Annotated in this window: 19 protein-coding genes, 1 tRNA gene and 2 pseudogenes; 14 read left to right on the top strand and 8 right to left on the bottom strand. The window is 69.3% G+C overall.

Translation table 11 applies throughout. The annotated features are described in order from the left end of the window. The first annotated feature begins 17 nt into the window (after positions 1 to 17). Positions 18 to 1,244, top strand: a complete 1,227-nt coding sequence (locus M3330_RS06310) for an MFS transporter (protein WP_033098257.1) — start codon at positions 18 to 20, stop codon at positions 1,242 to 1,244. Here the strand turns inward: M3330_RS06310 and M3330_RS06305 are convergent. The 6 genes from M3330_RS06305 to M3330_RS06280 form a co-directional block, all read right to left on the bottom strand. Next, positions 1,213 to 3,801, bottom strand: coding sequence for a LuxR C-terminal-related transcriptional regulator (locus M3330_RS06305; protein WP_255027663.1), 2,589 nt, complete (start codon positions 3,799 to 3,801; stop codon positions 1,213 to 1,215). The two genes, M3330_RS06310 and M3330_RS06305, sit on opposite strands and share 32 nt — an antisense overlap. 220 nt (positions 3,802 to 4,021) lie before the next feature. Then, positions 4,022 to 4,699, bottom strand: a complete 678-nt coding sequence (locus tag M3330_RS06300; RefSeq protein WP_006553845.1) for a hypothetical protein — start codon at positions 4,697 to 4,699, stop codon at positions 4,022 to 4,024. A gap of 157 nt (positions 4,700 to 4,856) precedes the next feature. Beyond that, positions 4,857 to 5,486 (bottom strand): DUF2461 domain-containing protein, encoded by a 630-nt coding sequence (locus M3330_RS06295; RefSeq protein WP_255027662.1) that lies wholly within the window; start codon positions 5,484 to 5,486, stop codon positions 4,857 to 4,859. A gap of 33 nt (positions 5,487 to 5,519) precedes the next feature. Continuing rightward, complete coding sequence (locus tag M3330_RS06290) at positions 5,520 to 6,464, bottom strand: ribose-phosphate diphosphokinase (RefSeq protein WP_050993446.1); 945 nt, start codon at positions 6,462 to 6,464, stop codon at positions 5,520 to 5,522. Between the two features lie 29 nt (positions 6,465 to 6,493). Next, entirely contained in the window at positions 6,494 to 7,969 is a 1,476-nt protein-coding gene (glmU, locus tag M3330_RS06285; RefSeq protein ID WP_033098261.1) for a bifunctional UDP-N-acetylglucosamine diphosphorylase/glucosamine-1-phosphate N-acetyltransferase GlmU, read from the bottom strand. A 79-nt stretch (positions 7,970 to 8,048) separates the two neighbouring features. After that, positions 8,049 to 8,120, bottom strand: a tRNA-Gln gene (locus tag M3330_RS06280). Positions 8,121 to 8,312: 192 nt separating this feature from the next. Between M3330_RS06280 and M3330_RS06275 the strand changes: the two genes are divergently transcribed. The 6 genes from M3330_RS06275 (at position 8,313) to M3330_RS06250 (ending at position 15,178) form a co-directional block, all read left to right on the top strand. Continuing rightward, a complete protein-coding gene (locus M3330_RS06275) occupies positions 8,313 to 8,918 on the top strand; it encodes a TetR/AcrR family transcriptional regulator (protein WP_024103232.1) in 606 nt (201 codons plus the stop codon). A 108-nt stretch (positions 8,919 to 9,026) separates the two neighbouring features. Beyond that, a complete protein-coding gene (locus M3330_RS06270; RefSeq protein ID WP_006553850.1) occupies positions 9,027 to 9,644 on the top strand; it encodes a ScbR family autoregulator-binding transcription factor in 618 nt (205 codons plus the stop codon). After that, entirely contained in the window at positions 9,641 to 9,970 is a 330-nt protein-coding gene (locus M3330_RS06265; RefSeq protein ID WP_255027661.1) for a helix-turn-helix domain-containing protein, read from the top strand. Before M3330_RS06270 ends, M3330_RS06265 begins: the two co-directional genes overlap by 4 nt. Positions 9,971 to 10,036: 66 nt before the next feature. Then, the gene (locus M3330_RS06260) at positions 10,037 to 10,615 is read left to right on the top strand and encodes a PIN domain-containing protein (protein WP_039584602.1); all 579 of its coding nucleotides are present in this window, start codon (positions 10,037 to 10,039) and stop codon (positions 10,613 to 10,615) included. Positions 10,616 to 10,805: 190 nt separating this feature from the next. Next, positions 10,806 to 14,459, top strand: a complete 3,654-nt coding sequence (mfd, locus tag M3330_RS06255; RefSeq protein ID WP_039584578.1) for a transcription-repair coupling factor — start codon at positions 10,806 to 10,808, stop codon at positions 14,457 to 14,459. Beyond that, the gene (locus M3330_RS06250) at positions 14,456 to 15,178 is read left to right on the top strand and encodes a MazG family protein (RefSeq protein ID WP_006553854.1); all 723 of its coding nucleotides are present in this window, start codon (positions 14,456 to 14,458) and stop codon (positions 15,176 to 15,178) included. The genes mfd and M3330_RS06250 overlap by 4 nt, the downstream gene beginning before the upstream one ends. A gap of 7 nt (positions 15,179 to 15,185) precedes the next feature. Here the strand turns inward: M3330_RS06250 and M3330_RS06245 are convergent, their stop codons facing one another. After that, positions 15,186 to 15,551: a hypothetical protein gene (locus M3330_RS06245; RefSeq protein ID WP_232238153.1), complete on the bottom strand. Its 366-nt coding sequence runs from the start codon at positions 15,549 to 15,551 to the stop codon at positions 15,186 to 15,188. A 782-nt stretch (positions 15,552 to 16,333) separates the two neighbouring features. Here M3330_RS06245 and M3330_RS06240 point away from each other — a divergent pair. The 7 genes and pseudogenes from M3330_RS06240 to M3330_RS06210 all read left to right on the top strand — a co-directional run. Then, positions 16,334 to 16,822, top strand: a pseudogene (locus M3330_RS06240) (sugar transferase); the annotation flags it as partial. Between the two features lie 258 nt (positions 16,823 to 17,080). After that, positions 17,081 to 17,803 (top strand): lytic transglycosylase domain-containing protein, encoded by a 723-nt coding sequence (locus tag M3330_RS06235; protein WP_369683119.1) that lies wholly within the window; start codon positions 17,081 to 17,083, stop codon positions 17,801 to 17,803. A 116-nt stretch (positions 17,804 to 17,919) separates the two neighbouring features. Then, positions 17,920 to 19,206 (top strand): phosphopyruvate hydratase, encoded by a 1,287-nt coding sequence (gene eno, locus M3330_RS06230; protein ID WP_006553858.1) that lies wholly within the window; start codon positions 17,920 to 17,922, stop codon positions 19,204 to 19,206. An 8-nt stretch (positions 19,207 to 19,214) separates the two neighbouring features. Then, positions 19,215 to 19,922 (top strand): septum formation initiator family protein, encoded by a 708-nt coding sequence (locus M3330_RS06225; RefSeq protein ID WP_071934506.1) that lies wholly within the window; start codon positions 19,215 to 19,217, stop codon positions 19,920 to 19,922. After that, on the top strand, positions 19,919 to 20,446 hold the full coding sequence (locus tag M3330_RS06220) for a DUF501 domain-containing protein (RefSeq protein WP_006553860.1): 528 nt from the start codon (positions 19,919 to 19,921) through the stop codon (positions 20,444 to 20,446). Before M3330_RS06225 ends, M3330_RS06220 begins: the two co-directional genes overlap by 4 nt. Continuing rightward, positions 20,443 to 21,387: a Ppx/GppA phosphatase family protein gene (locus tag M3330_RS06215; RefSeq protein ID WP_006553861.1), complete on the top strand. Its 945-nt coding sequence runs from the start codon at positions 20,443 to 20,445 to the stop codon at positions 21,385 to 21,387. The genes M3330_RS06220 and M3330_RS06215 overlap by 4 nt, the downstream gene beginning before the upstream one ends. 12 nt (positions 21,388 to 21,399) lie before the next feature. Beyond that, positions 21,400 to 21,516, top strand: a pseudogene (locus M3330_RS06210) (cold shock domain-containing protein); the annotation flags it as partial. Between the two features lie 122 nt (positions 21,517 to 21,638). On the opposite strand, the gene M3330_RS06205 reads toward M3330_RS06210, so the two are convergent. Further along, the gene (locus tag M3330_RS06205; protein WP_039584604.1) at positions 21,639 to 22,103 is read right to left on the bottom strand and encodes a hypothetical protein; all 465 of its coding nucleotides are present in this window, start codon (positions 22,101 to 22,103) and stop codon (positions 21,639 to 21,641) included. Positions 22,104 to 22,109: the final 6 nt, after the last annotated feature.

The raw sequence follows: 22,109 nt of genomic DNA, 5'->3' as shown, positions 1-22,109 counted from the left end.
ACGGGACGCTGGAGGACATGGCGTCCTCCCGTCCCGTCCTGACGACCCCGGTCCTGTTGCTCATGGCCGTGGCGACGGGTCTGTGCGTGGGTGGCAACTACTTCAACCAACCGCTGCTCGACTCGATCGCCGAAGCACTGGACACCTCCCGATCGGCCGCCGCCTCCACCGTGACGGTCGCGCAGGTCGCCTATGCTCTCGGCCTGCTGTTCCTCGTGCCGCTCGGCGACATGTTCCCGCAGCGGCGGCTGGCGGTGATGCTCATGCTGGCCGCGGCGGCGGGGCAGGGGCTGAGCGGATTCGCGCCGAACATCGGGGTGCTCGTGGTGGGCACCGCTGTCGCCGGTCTGTTCTCGGTGGCCGCGCAGGTGCTGGTGCCGTTCGCCGCGACCCTCGCGACGCCGGAATCGCGGGGTCGCGCGGTCGGCACCGTGATGAGCGGGCTGCTCGTCGGGATCCTCGTGGCCCGGAGCGTCGCGGGCATCCTCGCCGAACTCGGCGACAGTTGGACGACGGTCTACCGGGTGAGCGCGGTCGCGATGGTGATCGTGGCGCTCGCGTTGTGGCGGGTGCTGCCGGCGACGCCACCGGTGGTCCGTCAGGGTTACGGAAGCACGCTGCGATCACTCCGGACGTTGATCGCCACGCATCCTCGCCTGCGCACCCGGACCCTGCTCGGCGGGCTGGGTTTCGCCTCGGTGGGCGCGTTGTTCTCGACGATGGCGTTCCTGCTGTCCGACCCGCCCTTCGGCCTCGACGACCTGCAGATCGGGCTCGTCGGGCTGGCCGGGGTGGCCGGTGCGTTCGCCGCGACCGCGGCGGGCCGGCTCGTCGACCGCGGTTACGGACCGCCGACGACGGCGGTGGGAGTGTTCACGCTGATCGCGTCGTGGGCGGCGCTCGCGGCGGGTGCGAGCTCGCTGGTGTGGTTCGTCGTCGGGATGCTCGTCGTCGACCTCGCGCTCAACCTCGTGCACATCACCAACCAGAACATCGTGTACGCCCTCGACCCCGACGCCCGCTCGCGCGTCAATTCCGTCTACATGACGGGCTACTTCATCGGTGCGGCGTCCGGTTCGGCGCTCGGCACGATGGCGTGGAGCGCCGGCGGGTGGACCGCGGTGTGTGTGCTCGGTGTCGGACTGGCGGCGCTCGCGGGTGTCGTGTGGGCGCTCGATCTTCGGCTCACCGCCCGGATGCGTGCGCGTTCGGCTACAGCGACCGGCGGACCGGCAGCAGCCTGAGATCGCGCGCCCGGCCGATGGCTTCCACCCGCGTGTGCACGCCGAGCTTGCGGTAGATGCTGCGCAACTGGGTCTTGATCGTGTTGTGCGAGACGAACAACTTCTTCGCGATGTCGGCGTGCGTCGATCCCAGCGCCAGCAACTCCAGCACGTCTGTCTCCCGCCGGGACAGTTCGACATGGGTGACCGGTTCGGTGAAGACGGACCCGATCGCCTCGTCCGGGACGGTGAGACCGCCGGGCTCCGCGAGACGCCCGGCGACACCCTCGGCCAGAGTGGTGAAGGCGCGGCGGTTGCCGAGGGCCTCGGCGAGCGTGCAGGCCCGCTGCCAGCTGCGGACCGCGGCGTCCTTCTTGTCGAGATCGAGGTGGGCGCTCGCCTCGATGAGCAACGCCTCGACATGTGCGCGCGGGAAGCCGCACTCCGTCCACGGAACACGCTTGAGCTTCTTGAGCGCGATCTCCGGATGACCGGTGAACAGTTCGACACGCGCGTTCGTCACCACGAGCATCGGATGGGTCTGCGGCGACTCCTCGGCGAGGGCGCGCGCGAGGTTGCCGTTGCCGAGCGCCAGCTGCAGGTCGATCTCGGCGGCCCCGAGCAGGATGCGCGAGAACGCGCCGCGGTCGAACAGATCGTGGTGTGAAGCGATGAGCCGGTGCAGTTCGGTGAGTCCGTCGTAGGCGTTGCCCGCCGCCAGGTTGTAGTAGGCCCGGCCGTAGGCGACGAATCCCCAGAGTTCCTCCGAAACCCGCGGGACACCGAGCTCGTCGAGATATCCGACGGCACGGTCGAGCTCGAGCGAGTCGAGGTGGACGAGCGCGGACGCCACGCGACCACCCACCTTGACCATCTCGCCCCAGCGACCCTCGGTGGGCTCGGCGTTGCTCTCGATGCGCAGCCATTCCCGGGCGCGCGGATTGTCGCCCGTCACCGCCCAGTTCAGCGCCGAGCTGCCCGCGGCGTTCTGGATGACGAAGGCGATGTTCACGGCGTACGCACCGCGGTAGGCGCGGCGGAAGACGGTGGTGGACTCGGTCAGATATCCGGCGAGCTGGAGCGTGATCGCCCACTGCACGCGCAGCAGCGGCAGTTGCGGACCGAGATCGTCGGGCCGGTGTTCGAGGATCGAATCGACGAGCGGACGCAACAGCAGCGTCAACCGCGCGGCCTCACCGAATTCGCCCGAGACCCGCAGGGTCAGGGTCTGCACCGTCGCGACGTAGAGGGCCTGCGCGGCGCCGGGTGTCTTCCCGAGCTCGGTGAGTTCGTCGGGATCCGCGGGCAGGGAGGCGTGCAGGATCGAATGTTCGTCGAGCATCTGTGTGAACAGCGCGCGACCTGCCTGGACCGACGGATGGTCGCCGAGCTCCTGGTCGGGGATCTGCCGAAGCACCTTGACGAGAACGTCGAAAGAACTGTCGACCATGCGCGCCCAGGATTCCTCGACGATCGCCACGGCGGTCTCCCAGTCGCCGGCCTCGACGGCATAGATCGACGCCTCGGCGGGCCTGCCGGCGTCGCGATGGGCCCGGGCGAGTTCGACGAGCAGGGCGTCGACACGTCCGGGTTGCTCTCGACGGGAGATGTCGAGCACGCACGAGCGGACGGCGTCGGGCCACCGCCACGTCCGGGGATCGTCGAAGGGCGAATCCATCAGGAGGCCGGCCGCGGCGAGCGTCGCGAGTGCGGCCTCGGGGTCCGCCGCGCCCGTCAGTTCGGCCGCCCGCTCGGCGGTGACGCTGTGGGCAGCGGCGACCGAGAACGCGAACTCGCGGTGCGCGTCGTCGAGTTCGTCGAGCAGGCTCTCCACATACGTCCGCACGAGGCGGGCCAAGGCCGGGGTCGGCAGTCCACGGGAGTCGATCAGGCGCTGGGGCCGGCTCCGGGCGACGGCCGCGGCCGCCGAGACCAGGGTGGGCACACCACCGAGCACGCGACACACGACCTCGCACTCGCTGTCGGAGCGCTCCGGTCCGGCGTCGCGCAACAGCGTCGTCGTCTCCTCGATGGTGAACGCGAGATCGGCCGCCGGGACGTACGTGGAGTCGATCCCGCGGAGGACGACCTCGGTCATGTCGGTGCTGTTTCCCGGCAGGCAGACGATCGCATCGAGCAGGGGGCACCGGTCGAGCAGCCGAAGGGTTGCTTCGAGCACCTCGGCCGAGTTCTGCGGCGACACACAGGCGAGCACGAGCAGGCAGGGCGACCCCAGATCGCGGAAGGTACGGACCACGCGCTCGAACGGGGAATCGTCGGGACCGTCGCCGGCGACCTCGACGGCCGGGTGATCGGCGAGGACCGCGAGCACATGCTCGGGCAGGTCGCCGTCGCCGGACGCCGTGAGTTCGGGAACCCAGACGATCGTGTGGTCGGGTGCGCCGCCCCGATGGAGCCATCCCGCGGCGAGCGTCCGCTTGCCGAAACCCGAGGGAGCGTCGATCACCGTCAGCGTGGAGCACCGGTCGAGACACGCGAACAATCGGGGTCGCGCCAGAGCCGAGGACAAGGAACGCCACGCGGGTGCACCGACGCGAGGGGAGTCGGAAACACTCACGCGCACTCCTTCGGAAGGCTTCAGCCCGGATCTGCACAGGCGGGAAGGCCCGAGCAGTGCCCCCGACAGGCTCTTGGTCGATCACAGACTACCTGGTCCGTAGTCGTGAGGTGCGGTAACGACAACCGTCGTGACGTGCGGTAACGACGGCAGCCCCGGCACCGGACCGTCGAGCGGACTCGACGGAGCGGGACGGGGCTGCGGTGGTGTGAGCCGGCGACTAGCTGCCGGATGCGCTCAGACGTGCCTTCTCGAGTGCGGCGAGGGTGCGCAGGATCGTCGCCTTCTGCTTCTCCAGATCGCTGCGGCGGGCGCGGGCGGCGAGGCCGTTCTGCTCGGCGACGAGCGCGAGCTGCGCGTCGATCGCGGAGAGCTGATCGAGCAGCGCGAGGGCCCGGGTCTGGATCTCCTCGACGTCCACGGCGCCCGTCCGGACCGGAGCCGCGGACTTCGCCGGCTTGGCCGAAGCGGACGAGCTGCGGGTCGCGGAGGCCGGACGCGTCGACGTCTGCGCGGAGGAACCGGTGTGGCCCTCCGTGATCGCGGCGGCGCGGGGACGCAAGGCCTTGCGCACGAGCGCCGGGTCGGGCTGCTCGGCGAGACGGATGTCGTTGAGGGCGCGGCGGGCCTCGCGGGCGGCGAGGCGGTGCTCGTATTCCTCCTCGTCGTCGGACTGCAGGGTGCCGCCGATGGGGCGCAGGCCGTACATGCCCATGAACTTGCGGGCCTCGTCGATGACGGCTTCGTGCTTACGGCATGTGGCACAGCGAGGTTCGTTGCGGAAGACCTCGACAGAGTCGGTGTCGCCGCACCAGACGCACGCACCCGGCGACCATCGTCGGACCGTTCGGATTGTCGCGTTTTCCGTAGGGGCTTCGAGAGTTTGCGCGTCGGTCACGAGGTGCCACTTTAGGTGAAAGCCGAGTTACGCAGGGGAGGGGGGTCTCGCACGACCTGCGACGATTTCACGCGGCGTGACGAAGATCATCCCCGTCCCGGCGCGTCCTTCAAACCATTGCGCCACACAGCATTTCCATACCACCCGGTCTGCCGGATCACGTTGTGGTAGCAGCGGTGAGCCAGCGCACCAGCGGCCGGAACTCACGCCACGCCGAACGCACCTCCTCGAGGGTGCGCGGACTGTCGATCCACGGCGGGGAGATCTCGGTGCAACCGGCCCACAGCGACCGGTGACGCATGAGTTCGATGCGGGGATGATCGACGTCCACGCCGCGCGGCCGGGACTTCAACCTGTCGCCGCCGATCTCGTATCCCGCGCGTTCGAGCTTGCGCACGATCCTCCCGAGCTCGGGGCCGCGACGGTCGTGATCGACCCCGGTCCGGTAACCGGCGATCTGATCGGACGAGCCGTGGAACAGGCCGGCGGCGACCCGCAACCCGGCGGCGTTGATCTCGACGTAGTAGCCGACGCTCTGCGCGACGGAGGCGAATCCGCCCTGGTGGGTCTTGTACGGCAGCTTGTCCTTGCTGAACCGCACGTCGCGGTACGGGCGGAAGGCCTTGCCCTCCCCGAACTCCTCCTCGAGTTCCGCAAGTAGGGCAAGCATCGGGCCGCGCACGCAGTCGTCGTAGACGGCCTTGTGCGCGGCCCAGAATGCTTTGCTGTTGTCGGCCTCGAGATCGTCGTAGAAGTCGAGGGCCGCGACGGGAAATCCGGTGAACACGCGGACAAGTCTGCCCCGTCGTCGAGCGGAAGGTCAGGCGACCCCGTTGAACAGCGAGGTGACCGAGCCGTTCTCGAAGACCTCGCGGATCGTCTGCGCGAGCAGCGGAGCGATCGACAGCACGGTGAGGCAGTCGAACTGCTTCTCCGGCGGGATCGGCAACGTGTTGGTGACGATGACCTCCTTGGCGCCGCACGAAGCGAGGCGCTCGGCGGCCGGGTCGGAGAGCACACCGTGGGTGGCGGCGATGATGACGTCGCCCGCGCCGGCCTCCTTGAGGATCTTCACGGCGCCGGCGATGGTGCCACCGGTGTCGATCATGTCGTCGATCAGGATGCAGGTGCGGCCGTCGACCTCACCGACCACGCGGTTCGACTTGACCTGGTTGGGCACCAGCGGGTCGCGGGTCTTGTGGATGAACGCCAGCGGCGCGCCACCGAGGGTGTCGGCCCACTTCTCGGCCACCCGCACGCGACCGGAGTCGGGGGAGACCACGGCGATGTTCTCGACGCCGTACTTGCCGCGGATGTACTCGGCGAGCTGGCCCTGTGCGTGCATGTGGTCGACCGGACCGTCGAAGAAGCCCTGGATCTGATCGGTGTGCAGGTCGACCGTGATGATGCGGTCGGCGCCGGCGGTCTTGAGCAGATCGGCGATCAGGCGGGCGGAGATGGGCTCGCGGCCGCGGTGCTTCTTGTCCTGACGGGCGTAGGGGTAGAACGGCAGGATCGCGGTGATGCGCTTGGCCGAACCACGCTTGAGCGCGTCGATCATGATGAGCTGCTCCATGACCCACTGGTTCAGCGGGAACGGATGGCTCTGCAGCACGAAGGCATCCGAACCGCGCACCGACTCCTCGAAACGCACGAACGTCTCACCGTTCGCGAAGTCCCGTGCCGTCTGCGGGGTGAGGGGGACGCCCAGTTCCTTCGCGACCTGCTCTGCCAGCTCGGGATGGGCCCGGCCGGAGAAGAGCATCAAGTTCTTCTGGTTGTCGATCCAATTGGTCACTGGTTCTGGCCGTCCTTCTGGCGATCGTGGTCGTGCGGCTGCTGTGCTCTCGATGCTGCCTCGGCAGCGGGGGTACCGGCGCGATTTCGCTGGACCCACCCGTCAATATTGCGCTGTGGCGTACCCGACACCGCCAGCGCCCCCGGAGGAACGTCGCGACGGAGTACTGTTCCGGCGCCCGTGTAGGCGCCGTCGCCCACCGTGAGGGGAGCGACGAACATAGTGTCCGACCCGGTCCGGACATGCGATCCGACGACCGTGCGGTACTTCTTCACCCCGTCGTAGTTGACGAACACGCTCGATGCCCCGATGTTGGAGTGCTCGCCGATCTCCGCGTCGCCGACATAAGTGAGGTGGGGGACCTTCGAATGCGCTCCGATCTGCGCGTTCTTCGTCTCGACGAAGGCACCGAGCTTGCCGCACGCGCCGAGTTCGGTGCCGGGGCGCAGGTAGGTGAACGGGCCGACGGTGGCCTCCGCGCCGATCACGGCGTCGGAGCCGTGGGTGCGCACCACGGTGGCGCCGGCGCCGACCTGCACGTCGGTCAGCGTCGTGTCGGGGCCGACCTCCGCGTCGTCGGCGATCACCGTGCGGCCGCGCAACTGCACACCCGGGTGGATGGTGACGTCGGCGCCGAGCACGACGTCGACGTCGATCCACGTCGAAGCCGGGTCGATCACCGTGACACCCTCGCGCATCCAGTGCTCGAGCAGGCGCCGGTTGAGTTCGGTGGTCAGTGCGGCGAGCTGGACGCGGTCGTTGACGCCGGAGACCTGCACCGCGTCGTCGGTGTGGAGTCCGCGGACGGTGTGGCCCTCGTTGCGGGCGATCTTCACGACGTCGGTCAGGTACAGCTCGCCCTGCGAGTTGTCGGCGCTCAGCTTGCCGAGCGCGGATCGCAGCGCGGCCGCGTCGAAGGCGTACACGCCCGTGTTGATCTCCTGGATCGCGCGCTGCGTCGGCGAGGCGTCCTTCTCCTCGACGATCCCGGCGACGTCGCCGTCGGTGGTGCGCACGATGCGTCCGTAGCCGGTCGGCTCGGACACCGTCGTGGTGAGGACGGTGACGGCGGCAGGTTCGGTGTCGAGGTGCGCGTCGAGCAGTTCCTGCAGGGTGTCGGAGCGGAGCAGCGGGACGTCGCCGGCGGTGACGACGACCGTGCCGTCGAAGTCGTCGGGGAGGGCACCGAGGCCGCACTCCACGGCGTGGCCGGTGCCGAGCTGTTCCTCCTGGACGGTCACCCGGATCTCGCGGTCGAGATCCGCGGCGACGGCGCTCACCTCGGCGGAGACCTCCTCGCGGCGGTGCCCGACGACGGTGACGAGATGGTCGGGTCCGAGTGCGGCGGCGGCGTACAGGGAGTGAGCGAGCATCGTGCGTCCACCGAGGGTGTGCAACACCTTCGGTGTCTTCGACCGCATCCTTGTTCCTGCTCCGGCTGCCAGCACGACGATCGCGGTCTGCACCTGCATGTAGCTCCCTCGACACGTTTCTGTACGCCGGTCCGTGCGTACACCGGGGAAGCGCTGAGGCTCCCCGGGACGGTTCCCGCTCCGCCGCCAGGACTCGAACCTGAACTATCTGAACCAAAATCAGAGGTGCTGCCGATTACACCACGGCGGATTGCCACACCCCCGCGGCGGAACCGGCGGGCGTGCGCCCCTGATCCTCGCACGAGACGGCGTCGACGTCGAACCTGGGGTGGCGCGATCGGGAATGGATAGGCTGTCGAACGTTCGAGTACGTCCCGCCGCCGAAGGAGGACCTGTGTCGCAGGCGTCGCAGAAGCGAACCGAGCGCACTCCGCGGATCCGGATGACGGGCACGCAGCGTCGGGAACAGCTCATCGAAATCGGTCGCGCCCTGTTCGCCGAGCGCGGCTACGAGGGCACCTCCATCGAGGAGATAGCCCAGCGGGCGCAGGTCTCCAAGCCGGTCGTCTACGAGCACTTCGGCGGTAAGGAAGGTCTCTACGCGGTGGTCGTGGACCGCGAGATGACCGTGCTGATGTCGATGGTCACCGAGAGCCTCACCCGCAACCGGTCGAGGATCCGCGTCGAGCGGGCCGCGCTCGCTCTGCTCACCTACATAGAGGAGCGCACCGACGGCTTCCGCATCCTCGTGCGCGACTCGCCGATGTCCGCCGAGGAAGGCACCTATTCGAGTCTGCTCAACGAGGCGATGCGTCAGGTGGGGAAGCTGTTGACCGGCGACTTCTCCCGGCGGGGGCTCAACCCGGAGTTCGCTCCGCTCTACGCCCAGGCTCTCGTCGGCATGGTCGCCACCACTGCGACGTGGTGGCTCGACCGCCGCACTCCGTCGAAGGAGGACGTCGCGGCCCACCTCGTGAACCTGTGCTGGAACGGCCTCATCGGTCTGGAAGCGGACCCGAAGCTCGGGGAACCCCCGGTTTCCGAATAGTCCTCTCGTTTCCGGGACCGTCTGCTCTCTGACTTTCAGGTAAGTGGCGTTATCGTTGGGATACCCGTGAGAAGGCAGGCTGTGGTGGGACGACAAGTACGCGCAGAGGTGACACGCGAATCGGTGCTGCAGGGCGCAGCGACGATCTTCGTGCGCGACGGGTACGCGGACGCGAACCTGGGCGACATCATCGAGGAGGCCGGCGTCACCAAGGGTGCGCTGTACTTCCACTTCGGTTCGAAGGAAGAACTGGCGCGCGGGGTGATCGACTCCGGCTATCTCCGCTTCGAGGCCGCCGCCGAGTCCAAGATGGACCGCCGTTCCCCGGCGCTCGAGACACTGATCGACCTGTCGGTCCTGCACGTCGACATGTCCGAGACCGATTCCGTGGTGCGGGCGATGTTCCGGCTGCTGGTCGAGATCGGCGACTACCAGGGCACCGAGCACCGGCCCTACGAGATCTGGCAGAACAACCTGCAGGAGCTCGCGGCCCGGGCCGCCGACGAGGGCGACCTCGTCGAGGACGTCGACGTCCACGCGGTCTCCCTGCTGCTGCTCGAACAGGCGATGGGCGCCCGGATCATGGCGAACGCTCTCAAGGCGACCGAACGGCTCGCAGAGCAGACCGGTGCGATGTGGCAGATGATCCTGCCCGCGCTGGTGCCGGCGAACAAGCTCGAATACTTCCGGCAGTTCGTGGAGCGCCGTCTGCGGCTGCAGTCGTGACCTTCGGGCCGTTCTCCGCCGAGGAGGCCCCCGCGGCGCTGGCGGGTCTGCTCGACCGGTTCGGGTCCGACACCGCCGTGACGATCGGTGTCGTGCCGTCGTTGCTCACCATCGCCCAGGCCGCCGACGTCCTCGGCTGCTCCCGCCGGCACGTCGCGCGCCTGGTCGACACGGGCGCACTCTCCGCCGACTTCCACGGCCTGCACCGGCGGGTGTTGCGCTCCGACGTCCTCGACCTCGCGAAGCAGCAGGCGGAGGTGGTCGCGACGGTCCTCGACGGACTCGCCGATCTCACGCGGCGCGAAGGACTGTACGACCCGTTCTGACAGCATGACGCGGCCCGCCGCGGCAGCACGGTACGGTCCGTTCCGACGGTTCGACGAAGGGTGACGATGCCGGTTCGAGTGGTGCTCGATGCGACGGTCCTCGCCCGCCCCCGCCTGCGCGATGTGGCGCTCGCCCTTACCGAAGACGGCCTCTACCAACCCTTCTGGAGCGACGGAATCATCGCGGAAGTGGACCGCCGACTGCCGCAGGAACTGCTGCGTCCCGCCCGCGACTTCCTCTTCGCCGAACTCGACCGCGCCTTCCCCGACGCCCGGGTGGTCTGGCCCACCACCGTGCTCCGCGAGGTGCCGCACGTGACGGGACCGAGGGAGGCACACGTGACCTCGGTGGCGCTGCTGTGCCACGCCGACGCCGTCGTCACCGCCGACCCCGAGCTCACCGGGGCACTGGAACGATCGGGTATCGAAGCGTGGACACCCGACGCTTTCGTCACCTTCGCGCTCGACGCCGATCCCGTCCGCACCCGCGCGGCACTGCTGAGAATGGTGCGCCGTCGCTGGCTCGCCGACGATGACACCCGGCGCGAGGCGGACGACGACGAACTGTTCGCACGGCTGGCCGAGTGGGCCGCGCGCGACCTCGGTGCAAACAGCGCCGACCTCCTCGCGCCCCCGGCGCGGTAGCGCGTTTCACGCCCCGGCGCGGTAGCGCGTTTCACGCCCCGGCGCGGTAGCGCGTTTCACGCCCCCGGCGCGGTAGCGCGTTTCACGCCCCCGGCGCGGTAGCGCGTTTCACGCCCCCGGCGCGGTGACGCGCGGGGAACAGCGGAATAGACTCGACAAGGTTCTCGTCCCACACTCAGGAGCGCCTTCCTTGTCTGCTGTGCCCCCGGCCGCTGTCCCACTGTCCGGATTGGCGCGGATCGCGCTGGCCGACGACAGACTGCGCAGGATCGGCGAGCTCGCCGGTTCCGCCGAACAGGAGATCGTCGCCCCACCCGCCGCGCGGCCGTTCGTCGCGGCGGCGCTGGCCGAGAAGACACCTCTGCTCGTGGTCACCGCCACCGGACGTGAGGCCGACGATCTCACCGCCGAACTCACCGAGATGTTCGGCGAGGGCGTCACGCAGTTCCCCTCGTGGGAGACCTTGCCGCACGAGCGCCTGTCGCCGAGCGCCGACACGGTCGGCCGTCGCCTGCACGTCCTGCGTCGCCTCGCGCGTCCCGACGATCGCGATCTCGGGCCCGCACTGCGGGTCGTCGTCGCCACCGTGCGGTCGCTGGTGCAGCCGATGGCTCCCGGACTCGGCGAGATCGACCCCGTCACGCTGCGGGTCGGCACCGAACACGACTTCGAGGAACTCGTCGAGCGGCTCGTCGAACTGGCGTACACCCGCGTCGACATGGTCGGCAAGCGCGGTGAGTTCGCGGTGCGCGGCGGCATCCTCGACGTCTTCCCGCCCACCGCCGACCATCCGGTCCGCGTCGAGTTCTGGGGCGACGAGGTCACCGAACTTCGCTGCTTCTCCGTCGCCGACCAGCGTTCGATCTCCGAGGTCGACGTGCCGGTGCTCGTCGCGCCGCCGTGCCGCGAACTGCTGCTCACCGACGAGGTCAAGGCCCGCGCCGCGCAGCTCGCCGAGGACAACCCGGCCGATGCGGCGCTCGTCGAGATGCTCGACAAGATGGCCGGCGGCATCCCCGTCGAGGGCATGGAAGCGTTGCTGCCGGTGCTGCAGCCCGGCGAGTTGCAGTTGCTCACCGACGTTCTGCCCGCCGGGGCGCACGTGCTGATCTGCGACCCGGAGAAGGTCCGCACCCGTGCGAGCGATCTCGCCCGCACCGGGCAGGAGTTCCTCGAGGCGTCGTGGACGGCCGCCTCGATCGGTGGTGCGGCGCCGCTCGACACCTCGAACCTCAACGGGGTGGACGGCCGGAAGCTCGATCTCGGCGCGTCGGCCTACCGGTCGCTGCGTCAGGTGCGCGAGGCCGCGCAGGCCGCGGGCAGACCGTGGTGGACGCTCAGCCCGCTCGCCTCCGGTGCCGACACCGAACTCGTCCTCGACGTGCAGCCGGCCCCCGAGGTCCGCGGCTCCGAGGACCTGCTGTCGATGCTGTTCGTGAACCTGCGCGCCCACGTCACCGCGGGGGGCCGCGCGGTGATCGTCGTCGCCGGTGCGGGCACCGGACAGCGCATCCTCGAGCGGCTGAAGGAGAACGAGGTCCCCGCCGCGAAGCTCGAACCGGGCACCGAACCGGTGCGCGGGCAGGTCGGCGTCATGCGCGGTTGCCTGCACGAGGGCGTCGTCCTCCCCGGCAACGACGACAACGTGGTGCCGGGGCTGGTGGTCGTCACCGAGGCCGACCTCACCGGTAACCGCGTGGTCACCGAGGGCCGCAAGACTCCAGTCAAGCGTCGCAACCAGGTCGACCCGCTCGCCCTGAACGCCGGTGATTTCGTCGTCCACGACCAGCACGGCATCGGCAAGTTCGTCGAGATGGTCGAGCGCACGGTCGGTGGTGCCCGCCGCGAGTATCTCGTCATCGAGTACGCGCCCGGCAAGCGGGGCCAGCCCGGCGACAAGCTGTTCGTGCCGATGGAGCAGCTCGACCAGCTCTCTCGGTACGTCGGCGGTGAGCTGCCGTCCGTCAGCAAGCTCGGCGGATCCGACTGGGCCAACACCAAGCGCAAGGCGCGCAAGGCGGTTCGCGAGATCGCCGGCGAGCTCGTGCGGCTGTACGCGGCGCGGCAGGCCTCGCCCGGCCATGCCTTCGCGCCCGACTCGCCGTGGCAGAAGGAGATGGAGGACGCCTTCCCCTTCACGGAGACACAGGACCAGCTCACGGTGATCTCCGAGGTCAAGGCCGACATGGAGAAGGCGGTGCCGATGGACCGCGTCGTGATCGGCGACGTCGGCTACGGCAAGACCGAGATCGCGGTGCGTGCGGCCTTCAAGGCCGTGCAGGACGGCAAGCAGGTCGCGGTGCTCGTCCCCACGACCCTGCTCGCGCAGCAGCACCTGCAGACCTTCACCGAGCGGATGGCGGCTTTCCCCGTGACGGTGAAGGGGCTGAGCCGGTTCACCGACGCATCCGATTCGCGCGCGATCACCGAGGGCATGGCCGACGGCACCGTCGACATCGTCGTCGGCACCCACCGCCTGCTCCAGACCGGGATCCGCTGGAAGGACCTCGGTCTCGTGATCGTCGACGAGGAGCAGCGTTTCGGCGTCGAGCACAAGGAACACATCAAGGCGCTGCGCACGCACGTCGACGTGCTCACGATGTCGGCCACACCGATCCCGCGAACCCTCGAGATGAGCATGGCCGGGATCCGCGAGATGTCGACCATCCTCACCCCGCCCGAGGAGCGGCACCCGATCCTCACCTATGTGGGTGCCTACAACGACAAGCAGGTCGCCGCGGCGATCCGCCGAGAGCTGCTGCGCGACGGCCAGGTCTTCTACGTCCACAACCGGGTGAGCTCGATCGACAAGGCCGCCAAGCGACTCCGCGATCTCGTCCCCGAGGCGCGGGTCGCGGTCGCGCACGGGCAGATGAACGAGGAGACGCTCGAGAAGACGGTGCAGGGCTTCTGGCAGCGCGAGTTCGACGTGCTGGTGTGCACGACGATCGTCGAGACCGGCCTCGACATCTCGAACGCCAACACGCTCATCGTCGAACGTGCGGATTCGCTCGGTCTGTCGCAGCTGCACCAGTTGCGCGGCCGCGTCGGGCGTTCGCGTGAGCGCGGCTACGCGTACTTCCTGTACCCGGCGGAGAAGCCGCTGACGGAGACCGCCTACGACCGACTCGCCACGATCTCGCAGAATTCCGATCTCGGCGCGGGTATGGCCGTGGCCATGAAGGACCTCGAGATCCGCGGCGCCGGTAACGTTCTCGGTGCCGAACAGTCCGGCCACGTCGCCGGGGTGGGCTTCGACCTGTACGTGCGGCTCGTCGGCGAGGCCGTCGAGGCGTACCGGGCCGCGGCCGACGGCCGCACGGTCACCACCGACGAAGCGCCCAAGGAGGTGCGGATCGACCTTCCCGTCGATGCGCACATCCCGGCCGACTACGTCGCATCCGACCGGCTGCGCCTCGAGGCGTACCGCAAGCTCGCCGCCGCGAACGACGACGCCGCGATCGCCACGGTCGTCGACGAACTCGTCGACCGTTACGGTCCGCTGCCCGATGAGGTGCAGCGGCTCGTGTCCGTCGGCCGGTTGCGGTTGCTGTGCCGCGAGTACGGCCTCGAGGAGGTCGCGGTCACCGGCACCCAGATCCGGATCTCGCCGATGGAGCTGCCCGACTCGAAGCAGATGCGGCTCAAGCGGTTGTACCCGGGAGCGCAGTACCGCGCGACGAGCGGTCTCGTGCAACTGCCGATCCCGCGGACCGGCGGGGTCGGATCGGATCGGGTGCGCGACGTGGCGCTGCTGCAGTACATCGCCGACTTCCTGCTCGCCCTCGACGGCAAGCCGCAGGGCTCGGTGGACCTGAACAGCGCGGCGACGGTGAATGCATGACCGACTACACCGCTCTCGCCGAGGCGGCGGCCGTGATGGACAGACTGTGGTCGTTCGGGGGATGGGAGGTCACCCAGACCCACGAGAGTCTGCGCCGCTATCTGATCGAGGAGACCTACGAGGTTCTCGACGCCGTCGAGTCGGGTGATCCGGACGAGCTCCGCGAAGAACTCGGCGACCTGCTGCTGCAGGTGCTGTTCCACTCCCGGATCGCCGAGGCGAACGGGCAGTTCACGGTCGACGACGTGGCGGCGACGCTCGTCGCCAAGCTGGCCGCGCGCAGCCCGCACCTGACCAACGGGCACACCGGTCCGCTCGACGTCGCGGAGCAGGAAGCGGCGTGGGAGATCGCGAAGAAGACGGAGAAGGCACGCACGTCGTGCCTCGACGGGATCGCGATGGCGCAGCCCGCACTCTCCCTGGCCGACAAGGTGATCGAACGCGCGATGCGAGCGGGTTTCCCGGAGGACCTGGTGCCCGAGACGTTGCGGGTCGTCCGGATCACAGGCACGGGCGACACGGAGTCGACGCTCCGATCGGCGATTCTCGCGTTCGCCGGATCGATCCGGGCGGCGGAGAAGGCCGCGCACACCGACGGAGTTCCGCACGGCGGGCTCGACGAGGATGCGTGGCGTCGCTACTGGGCACCCGCCGGCGAGCACCGCGGGGGACCCGCAGACGAGCACCGCGGGGGACCCGCAGACGAGCACCGCGCCTGAATGTGTCTCACCCGACCCACCGGCCCCCGTGCCGGCTGTCGGGTGGAATACACCAGCGGCCCTCGAACTCCGGGAACTGCGCCCGCACTTCGGGGAGCAGATCGGGGATGGTGAGCAGGATGCAATCGGGGGATGCATCGCGCAGAGCGGTGAGGTCGACGATCGGGACGTCCGTTCCCGGCATTCGCCGTCCGGCCTTCGCCGGTGAGCCGTCGGCGACGGCCTCCATGACGGAGCGGTCGACACCCGCACGAGCGAACAGTGCCACGGCCCGGGAAGCCGCGCCGTAGGCGAAGACCCGTCGGTGTTCGGCGGCCGACTTGCGCAGCCAGGAGACCAGTTCGTCCACCTGGCGGTCGGCCCGCCGTTGCAGGGTGCGGAGTGTCGCAGCGCTCGTGATGCCGGTCGCCCGTTCGGCGGCGAGGATCCGGCGTGCACTCAGTCCCGCATTCTACAGATCGGTGGTGACCGGCTTCGAGCTGTTGGTGCTCGTGATCGCCCACGTGGTCGTCACGGTCGGATACCACTGCTTCGACCAGATCGACTCGTGGCGTACCCCCGTTCTCATCGGCGCCTCGACGACTGCGGCGATCGTCTCCCTCGGAATCCAGAAGGCCTGGTACGAAAGAATTCTCGGAACCGGCACAGAGGAGTACCGGAGGGTCGCCCGCGGATACGTCTTCGCCGTCGCCGCCCTGGCCGTCGCCGGATACGGATGGGGGCACCTCGGCCGGTCAGTCCTGGACGTTCGGTTCGCTGCTGATCGCTCTCGTGCTCACCCTGTTGGGGCGGACGCTGCTCCGCCGTCACCTCTCGAAGGCCCGCACCGAGGGTCGATATCTGCACTCGGTGCTCGTGGCCGGAGACGTGGAGTAGGTGCACGAGGTGGTCGCCCGGGCCGACTGCCTCCGACGCGCCGGATGGCGGGTCGACGGCATCTGCCTCGCCGTCGACCGCGGCGCCGACTCCCTGCCGGTGGCCATCGACGACATCCCCGTCCTCGGCACCGACGAGATCGTCCTGGCCGTCGCCGAGCAGCACAACTTCGAGGCCGTCGCACTCCTGCCCTCCGGTTGGTGGCCGCACGCGCGGACACGCAGACTCGGCTGGGACCTCGAGAAGATCGGTGCCGAGCTCCTCATCGCCCCCGTGCTTATGGACGTCGTCGGCCCGCGCCTGCACATCTCCCCGCTCGAGGGGCTGCCCCTGTTGCAGATGAGCGCCCCCAGCTACAGTGGCCCGGCCTGGATCGTGAAGAACGTCTTCGATCGGGTCCTCGCGGTGCTGATCCTGATGGTGATCGCGCCGGCACTGCTCGCCGTCGCGGTCGCGATCAAGGTCGGCAGCAGAGGACCGATCCTCTTCCGTCAGCAACGGGTGGGACGCGGCGGAACCCCGTTCACGATGTACAAGTTCCGCAGCATGGTCGTCGGCGCCGACGAGCACAAGGACGACATCGCCGATCACGACATCGGTGCCGGAGTCGGCCCGCGCCCACCGCTCGAATGCGAGGTCGCCCGGTACGGAGAGGACGGCGCGGCGCGGCGGTTGTTCGTCAAACCGGGTGTGACGGGACTGTGGCAGGTCAACGGACGCAGCAATCTGTCCTGGGACGAGTCGGTACGGGCCGATCTGCGGTACGTCGAGAACTGGACCTTCATGCTCGACCTGTCGATCCTGCGTCGCACCATCCGGGCGGTCCTCAGCGGGGACGGCGCGTATCGAGGGACATCGCTGCCGAAACAGCGGTGGAGTCCGACCCCTCGCGGATTCCACCCTCCGAGGCCGGCGCCGACGATCAGGCGGGATCGTCGGCGCCGGTGCGTCTACATGGGGTTTTCGTCCCGTATGGAATATGGAGGGGTGCCGTCCGATCGAGAACCCCGACGCTGGCTGTGGCCGGTGGTCCTGCTCAGTGCACTCGTCGCCGTCGTCTTCGTGGCGGTCGAGTCCGCTCTGCACTCACCCCGGCGACCGTCCGTCGAGATCCCCGACGGCGTTCCACCGGCTCCCGGTCTGCCCGTTCCTCCCATCGACGTGAACGGTCCCGGCCGCACAGCGGCGCAGCTCGCCGACTGGGCCGAATCACAGTCCCGCGAACTGGGCATCCCCACCACCGCACTCGAGGCGTACGGGCACGCGGCGGCCGTCCTGGCCGTCGGCACCCCCGACTGCGGCCTGTCGTGGACGACCCTCGCCGGCATCGGCAACGTGGAGAGCAGCCACGGACGGTTCGGCGGCGCCTCCCTCGGATCCGACGGCAGCGTCTCACCGCCCATCCGGGGTGTCCCGCTCGACGGCACCCGGGGCAACGCCGAGATCCGCGACACCGACGGTGGCCGCCTCGACGGCGACCCGGTGCTCGACCGGGCGGTCGGGCCGATGCAGTTCATCCCCGAGACCTGGGAACGATGGGGTGTCGACGCGAACGGCGACGGCATCGCCGACCCCGACAACATCGACGACGCGGCCCTGACCGCGGGCCGCTATCTGTGCGACCGCGGAGGCGACCTGACCACCGCGGAGGGTTGGACGGACGCCCTGATGGCTTACAACCGCTCCACCGAATACCTGATGCTCGTCCGCGACCGCGCCGCCGCCTACGGCGTGGGAGTGCGGCCGTAGACGGCACCGCGCCGGGCCTCGAGCGCGCCTGTGCCTCACACGCAGGTCGCGACCGTTAGGCTGTCCCCAGCGTGCAGACACCGCAGCGTGACAGTCCATCGAAGGAGAATCAGCCAGTGGCCATCATTGAGCAGGTAGGAGCCCGCGAAATCCTCGACTCCCGTGGCAACCCCACGGTCGAGGTCGAGGTGCTGCTCGAGGACGGAAGTTTCGCCCGCGCTGCAGTGCCGTCGGGCGCCTCCACCGGCGAGCACGAGGCCGTCGAGCTGCGTGACGGCGGCGAGCGTTACCTCGGCAAGGGTGTCGAGAAGGCCGTCGAGGCGGTTCTCGCCGAGATCGGCCCGGCCATCATCGGCCTCGACGCCACCGAGCAGCGCACCGTCGACCAGGCACTCCTCGACGCCGACGGCACCCCCGACAAGGGCCGCCTCGGCGCGAACGCCCTGCTCGGCGCGTCGCTCGCCGTCGCGAAGGCCGGCGCGGAGTCGTCCGGACTCGAGCTGTTCCGCTACGTCGGCGGCCCGAACGCCCACATCCTTCCCGTTCCGATGATGAACATCCTCAACGGCGGCGCCCACGCCGACACGGGCGTCGACGTCCAGGAGTTCATGGTCGCCCCGATCGGCGCCCCGACCTTCAAGGAATCCCTCCGCTGGGGTGCCGAGGTCTACCACTCCCTCAAGTCCGTGCTCAAGAGCAAGGGCCTGGCCACCGGCCTCGGCGACGAGGGCGGCTTCGCTCCCGACGTCGCGGGCACCAAGGCCGCGCTCGACCTGATCAGCGAGGCGATCTCCAAGACCGGCCTGAAGCTGGGCAGCGATGTCGCGCTCGCGCTGGACGTCGCGGCCACCGAGTTCTACACCGAGGGCACCGGCTACAAGTTCGAGGGCCAGAACCGCACGGCCGCCGAGATGGGCGCCTTCTACGCCGAGCTGCTCGGCCAGTACCCGCTGGTCTCCATCGAGGATCCGCTCAGCGAGGACGACTGGGAGGGCTGGGTCGCGCTCACCGAGGAGATCGGCGACAGGATCCAGCTCGTCGGCGACGACCTGTTCGTCACCAACCCGGAGCGCCTCGAGGACGGCATCGTCAAGGGCGCCGCGAACGCGCTGCTCGTGAAGGTCAACCAGATCGGCACCCTCACCGAGACCCTCGACGCCGTCGACCTCGCACACCGCAACGGCTACAAGACGATGATGAGCCACCGGTCCGGCGAGACCGAGGACACCACCATCGCCGATCTCGCCGTCGCCGTCGGCAGCGGACAGATCAAGACCGGCGCGCCCGCCCGCTCCGAGCGTGTCGCCAAGTACAACCAGCTGCTGCGCATCGAGGAGTCCCTCGGTGACGTCGCTCGTTACGCCGGCGAGCTCGCCTTCCCGCGGTTCTCCGTCGAGGGCTGATCGCCGGCATGAGTCAACGCGGTAGATCCCGTCCCGGCGCGAGGCGCACCCGCACCGAGGGTGTGTCGGGCGTCCGGCGTCCGGGCCGGGTCCGGCCCACGGGATCTACCGCCCCGGCCGAACACTCGGCCGAGAACGCGGGTGCGCGGCCGGCCGGCCGCGAGGACCCCGTTCATTCGTCGCCCGGCCGCGGCCGGCCCGGTGGTTCGGGGCGAGCCCGCCCCACCCGGGTCGGCGCCCCCCGCGACTCCCGCCGCCCCCGCACCGAACGCACCGTCCTGGGCCTGTCCACCGGCCGCGCCGTGGTGCTCGCCCTCGTCGTGTGCGGTCTCGCGCTCACCCTCGCGGTGCCGCTGCGCACCTACGTGAGCCAGCGTTCCGAAGCCGAGCAGCTCGCCGCCGAACGCGTGCAGCTCGAACAGGAGATCGCGGCCCTCGAAGAGCAGAAGGCCCGCATGGAGGATCCGGCCTGGGTCCGCGCCCAGGCCCGCGAGCGACTGCGGTTCGTCGTCCCCGGCGACATTCCCTACCAGGTACAACTGCCGGGCGACGCCCCACCCGAACGCGAGCAACGCGAACCCGAGCGGCCGACGACCGGCGCCTGGTACAGCGACCTGTGGTTGTCGGTGTCCGAACCGGCACCCGAACCCGAGTCCGAACCCGTGCCCCAGCAGATGCCTGTGGCACCCCCAGAACCAGGAGATGTTCCCGGGTGACCGATCACGTCACGCAAGAAGACCTCGACGCCGTCGCCGCCCAGCTCGGGCGCGAACCCCGCGGCGTCCTGGCCATCGCCTACCGTTGCCCCGACGGTGCGCCCGGAGTGGTGAAGACCGCGCCCAAGCTGCCCGACGGCACGCCCTTCCCGACGCTGTACTACCTCACCGACCCGCGCCTCACAGCCGAAGCGAGCCGGCAGGAATCCGCCGGGGTCATGAAGGAGATGACCGAGCGCCTCGGCACCGACGAGGAACTTGCTGCGGGCTACCTGCGCGCCCACGAGTCGTACCTGGCCGAACGCGACGCGATCGAGTCGCTCGGCACCGACTTCACCGGCGGCGGCATGCCCGAACGCGTCAAGTGTCTGCACGTGCTGATCGCCCATTCGCTCGCGAAGGGACCGGGCGTCAACCCGCTCGGCGACGAATCCGTAGCCCTCGCCGCCGACGCCGGTCTGCGTGGCACGGCGATCCCCGCCGACTGGCCCACCTACGCCGAGCTGCGCGGAGAAGAACAGTGAGGGTCGCGGGAATCGACTGCGGCACCAACTCCATCCGCCTTCTGATCGCCGACATCGCGAAGGACGGCACCCTCACCGACGTCACCCGCCTCATGAAGGTCGTGCGGCTCGGGCAGGGCGTCGACGCCACCGGTCGTCTCGCACCCGAGGCGATCGAACGCACGCGGGTCGCGCTGGTGGAGTACGCCGACCTGATCCGCGAAACCGGCGCCACCGCCGTTCGCATGGTTGCCACCTCGGCCACGCGCGACGCGAGCAACCGTGAGGACTTCTTCGCGATGACCCGCGAGGTGCTCGGTGCCGTGATCCCCGGAGCCGAGGCAGAGGTCATCACCGGCGACGAGGAGGCGCGTCTGTCCTTCGCTGGTTCGGTCGGCGAACTCGACTCCGCGCGTGGGCCTTTCGTCGTCGTCGATCTCGGTGGCGGATCCACCGAGGTCGTGCTCGGCGACGCCGACGGTGTGCACGCCGCCTACTCCACCGACATCGGCTGCGTCCGGCTGACCGAACGGTGCCTGCACGACGACCCGCCGACCGCCGCGCAGGTCGCTGCGGCACGGGAGGTCGCGGCGGACAAGATCCGCGAAGCGCTCGAGCGGGTGCCGGTCGAGCAGGCCCACACCTGGGTGGGTGTCGCGGGCACCATGACCACCCTCGCCGCGATCGCCCTCGAACTCGACGAGTACGACTCCGAGAAGATCCACTTGTCGTCGGTGCCGTTCGACCGCCTGCGCGAGGTGTGCGACGGTCTCGTCGCCGCGACCCGCGAGAAGCGCGCGGCGCTCGGCCCGATGCATCCCGGCCGCGTCGACGTCATCGGCGGCGGCTCGATCATCACCACGGTCCTCGCCGAGGAACTCGGCCGCCGAGCCGGCATCACCGAGCTGGTCGTGAGCGAGCACGACATCCTCGACGGCATCGCCCTGTCCGTCGCCCGCTAGTTCTTTGATCCGCACTACTCGGAGATCCAGTCGGGCGGCTACCGCAGCCTCGACGAGAACCAGCGCGTGCGCTTCGAGATCGGCCAGGGTGCCGAGGGTCCCCAGGCCACCGGTATCACCGTGATCTGATTCGATCTCCCGTCCCCCCAGGGGATCCGAGACACCATCAGGCCCGCCTCGTCATTCGAGGCGGGCCTGATGCATGTCCTGGCCGGATCGAGCGGAAACGATTGTGACGACCGGAAATCCCGTCAGGGCACCGTGAAACGAGTGGTGAACCGGGCGGGGTCGAGATAGGTCGTGTTGAGGCTGTCCGTGGTCACTGTCATTCCCGCATCGCCGGAACCGATGTCGATACTGATCTGTCCGCTGGGAGCGTGTCCGGGTTCGCCGGGAGCCGACGTCAGCTCGAGGGCGCGTACGCCGTTCCTCTTGCTTCCCCAGTGGTTGACGAATGCGGTGATGGTGCACGAACCGCCCAAGAACGTCGACCAGGACAGATCGATGAGGATCGTTCCCGGTCGATGGTGCGGGGCGAACACGTGGCCGGTCAGCTGCCCGCTGCACGGTACCGAGTGGTCCCGCCCCAACGAGTATGTGGTCGGCAGGGGAACGAACTCCTGGTGGTGCGCGGACGCCGTGCCCGGAAGAACCGCGAGCAGGGCAAGCGACATGCCGCCGACCGCGAACGTCCGACGGAATTGTCGTCCAGTCACGCTCCG

Source organism: Rhodococcus sp. GA1, assembly GCF_024321955.1.
Lineage (GTDB): Bacteria > Actinomycetota > Actinomycetes > Mycobacteriales > Mycobacteriaceae > Rhodococcus > Rhodococcus pyridinivorans.
This window is presented reverse-complemented; position numbering and strand designations above follow the sequence as displayed.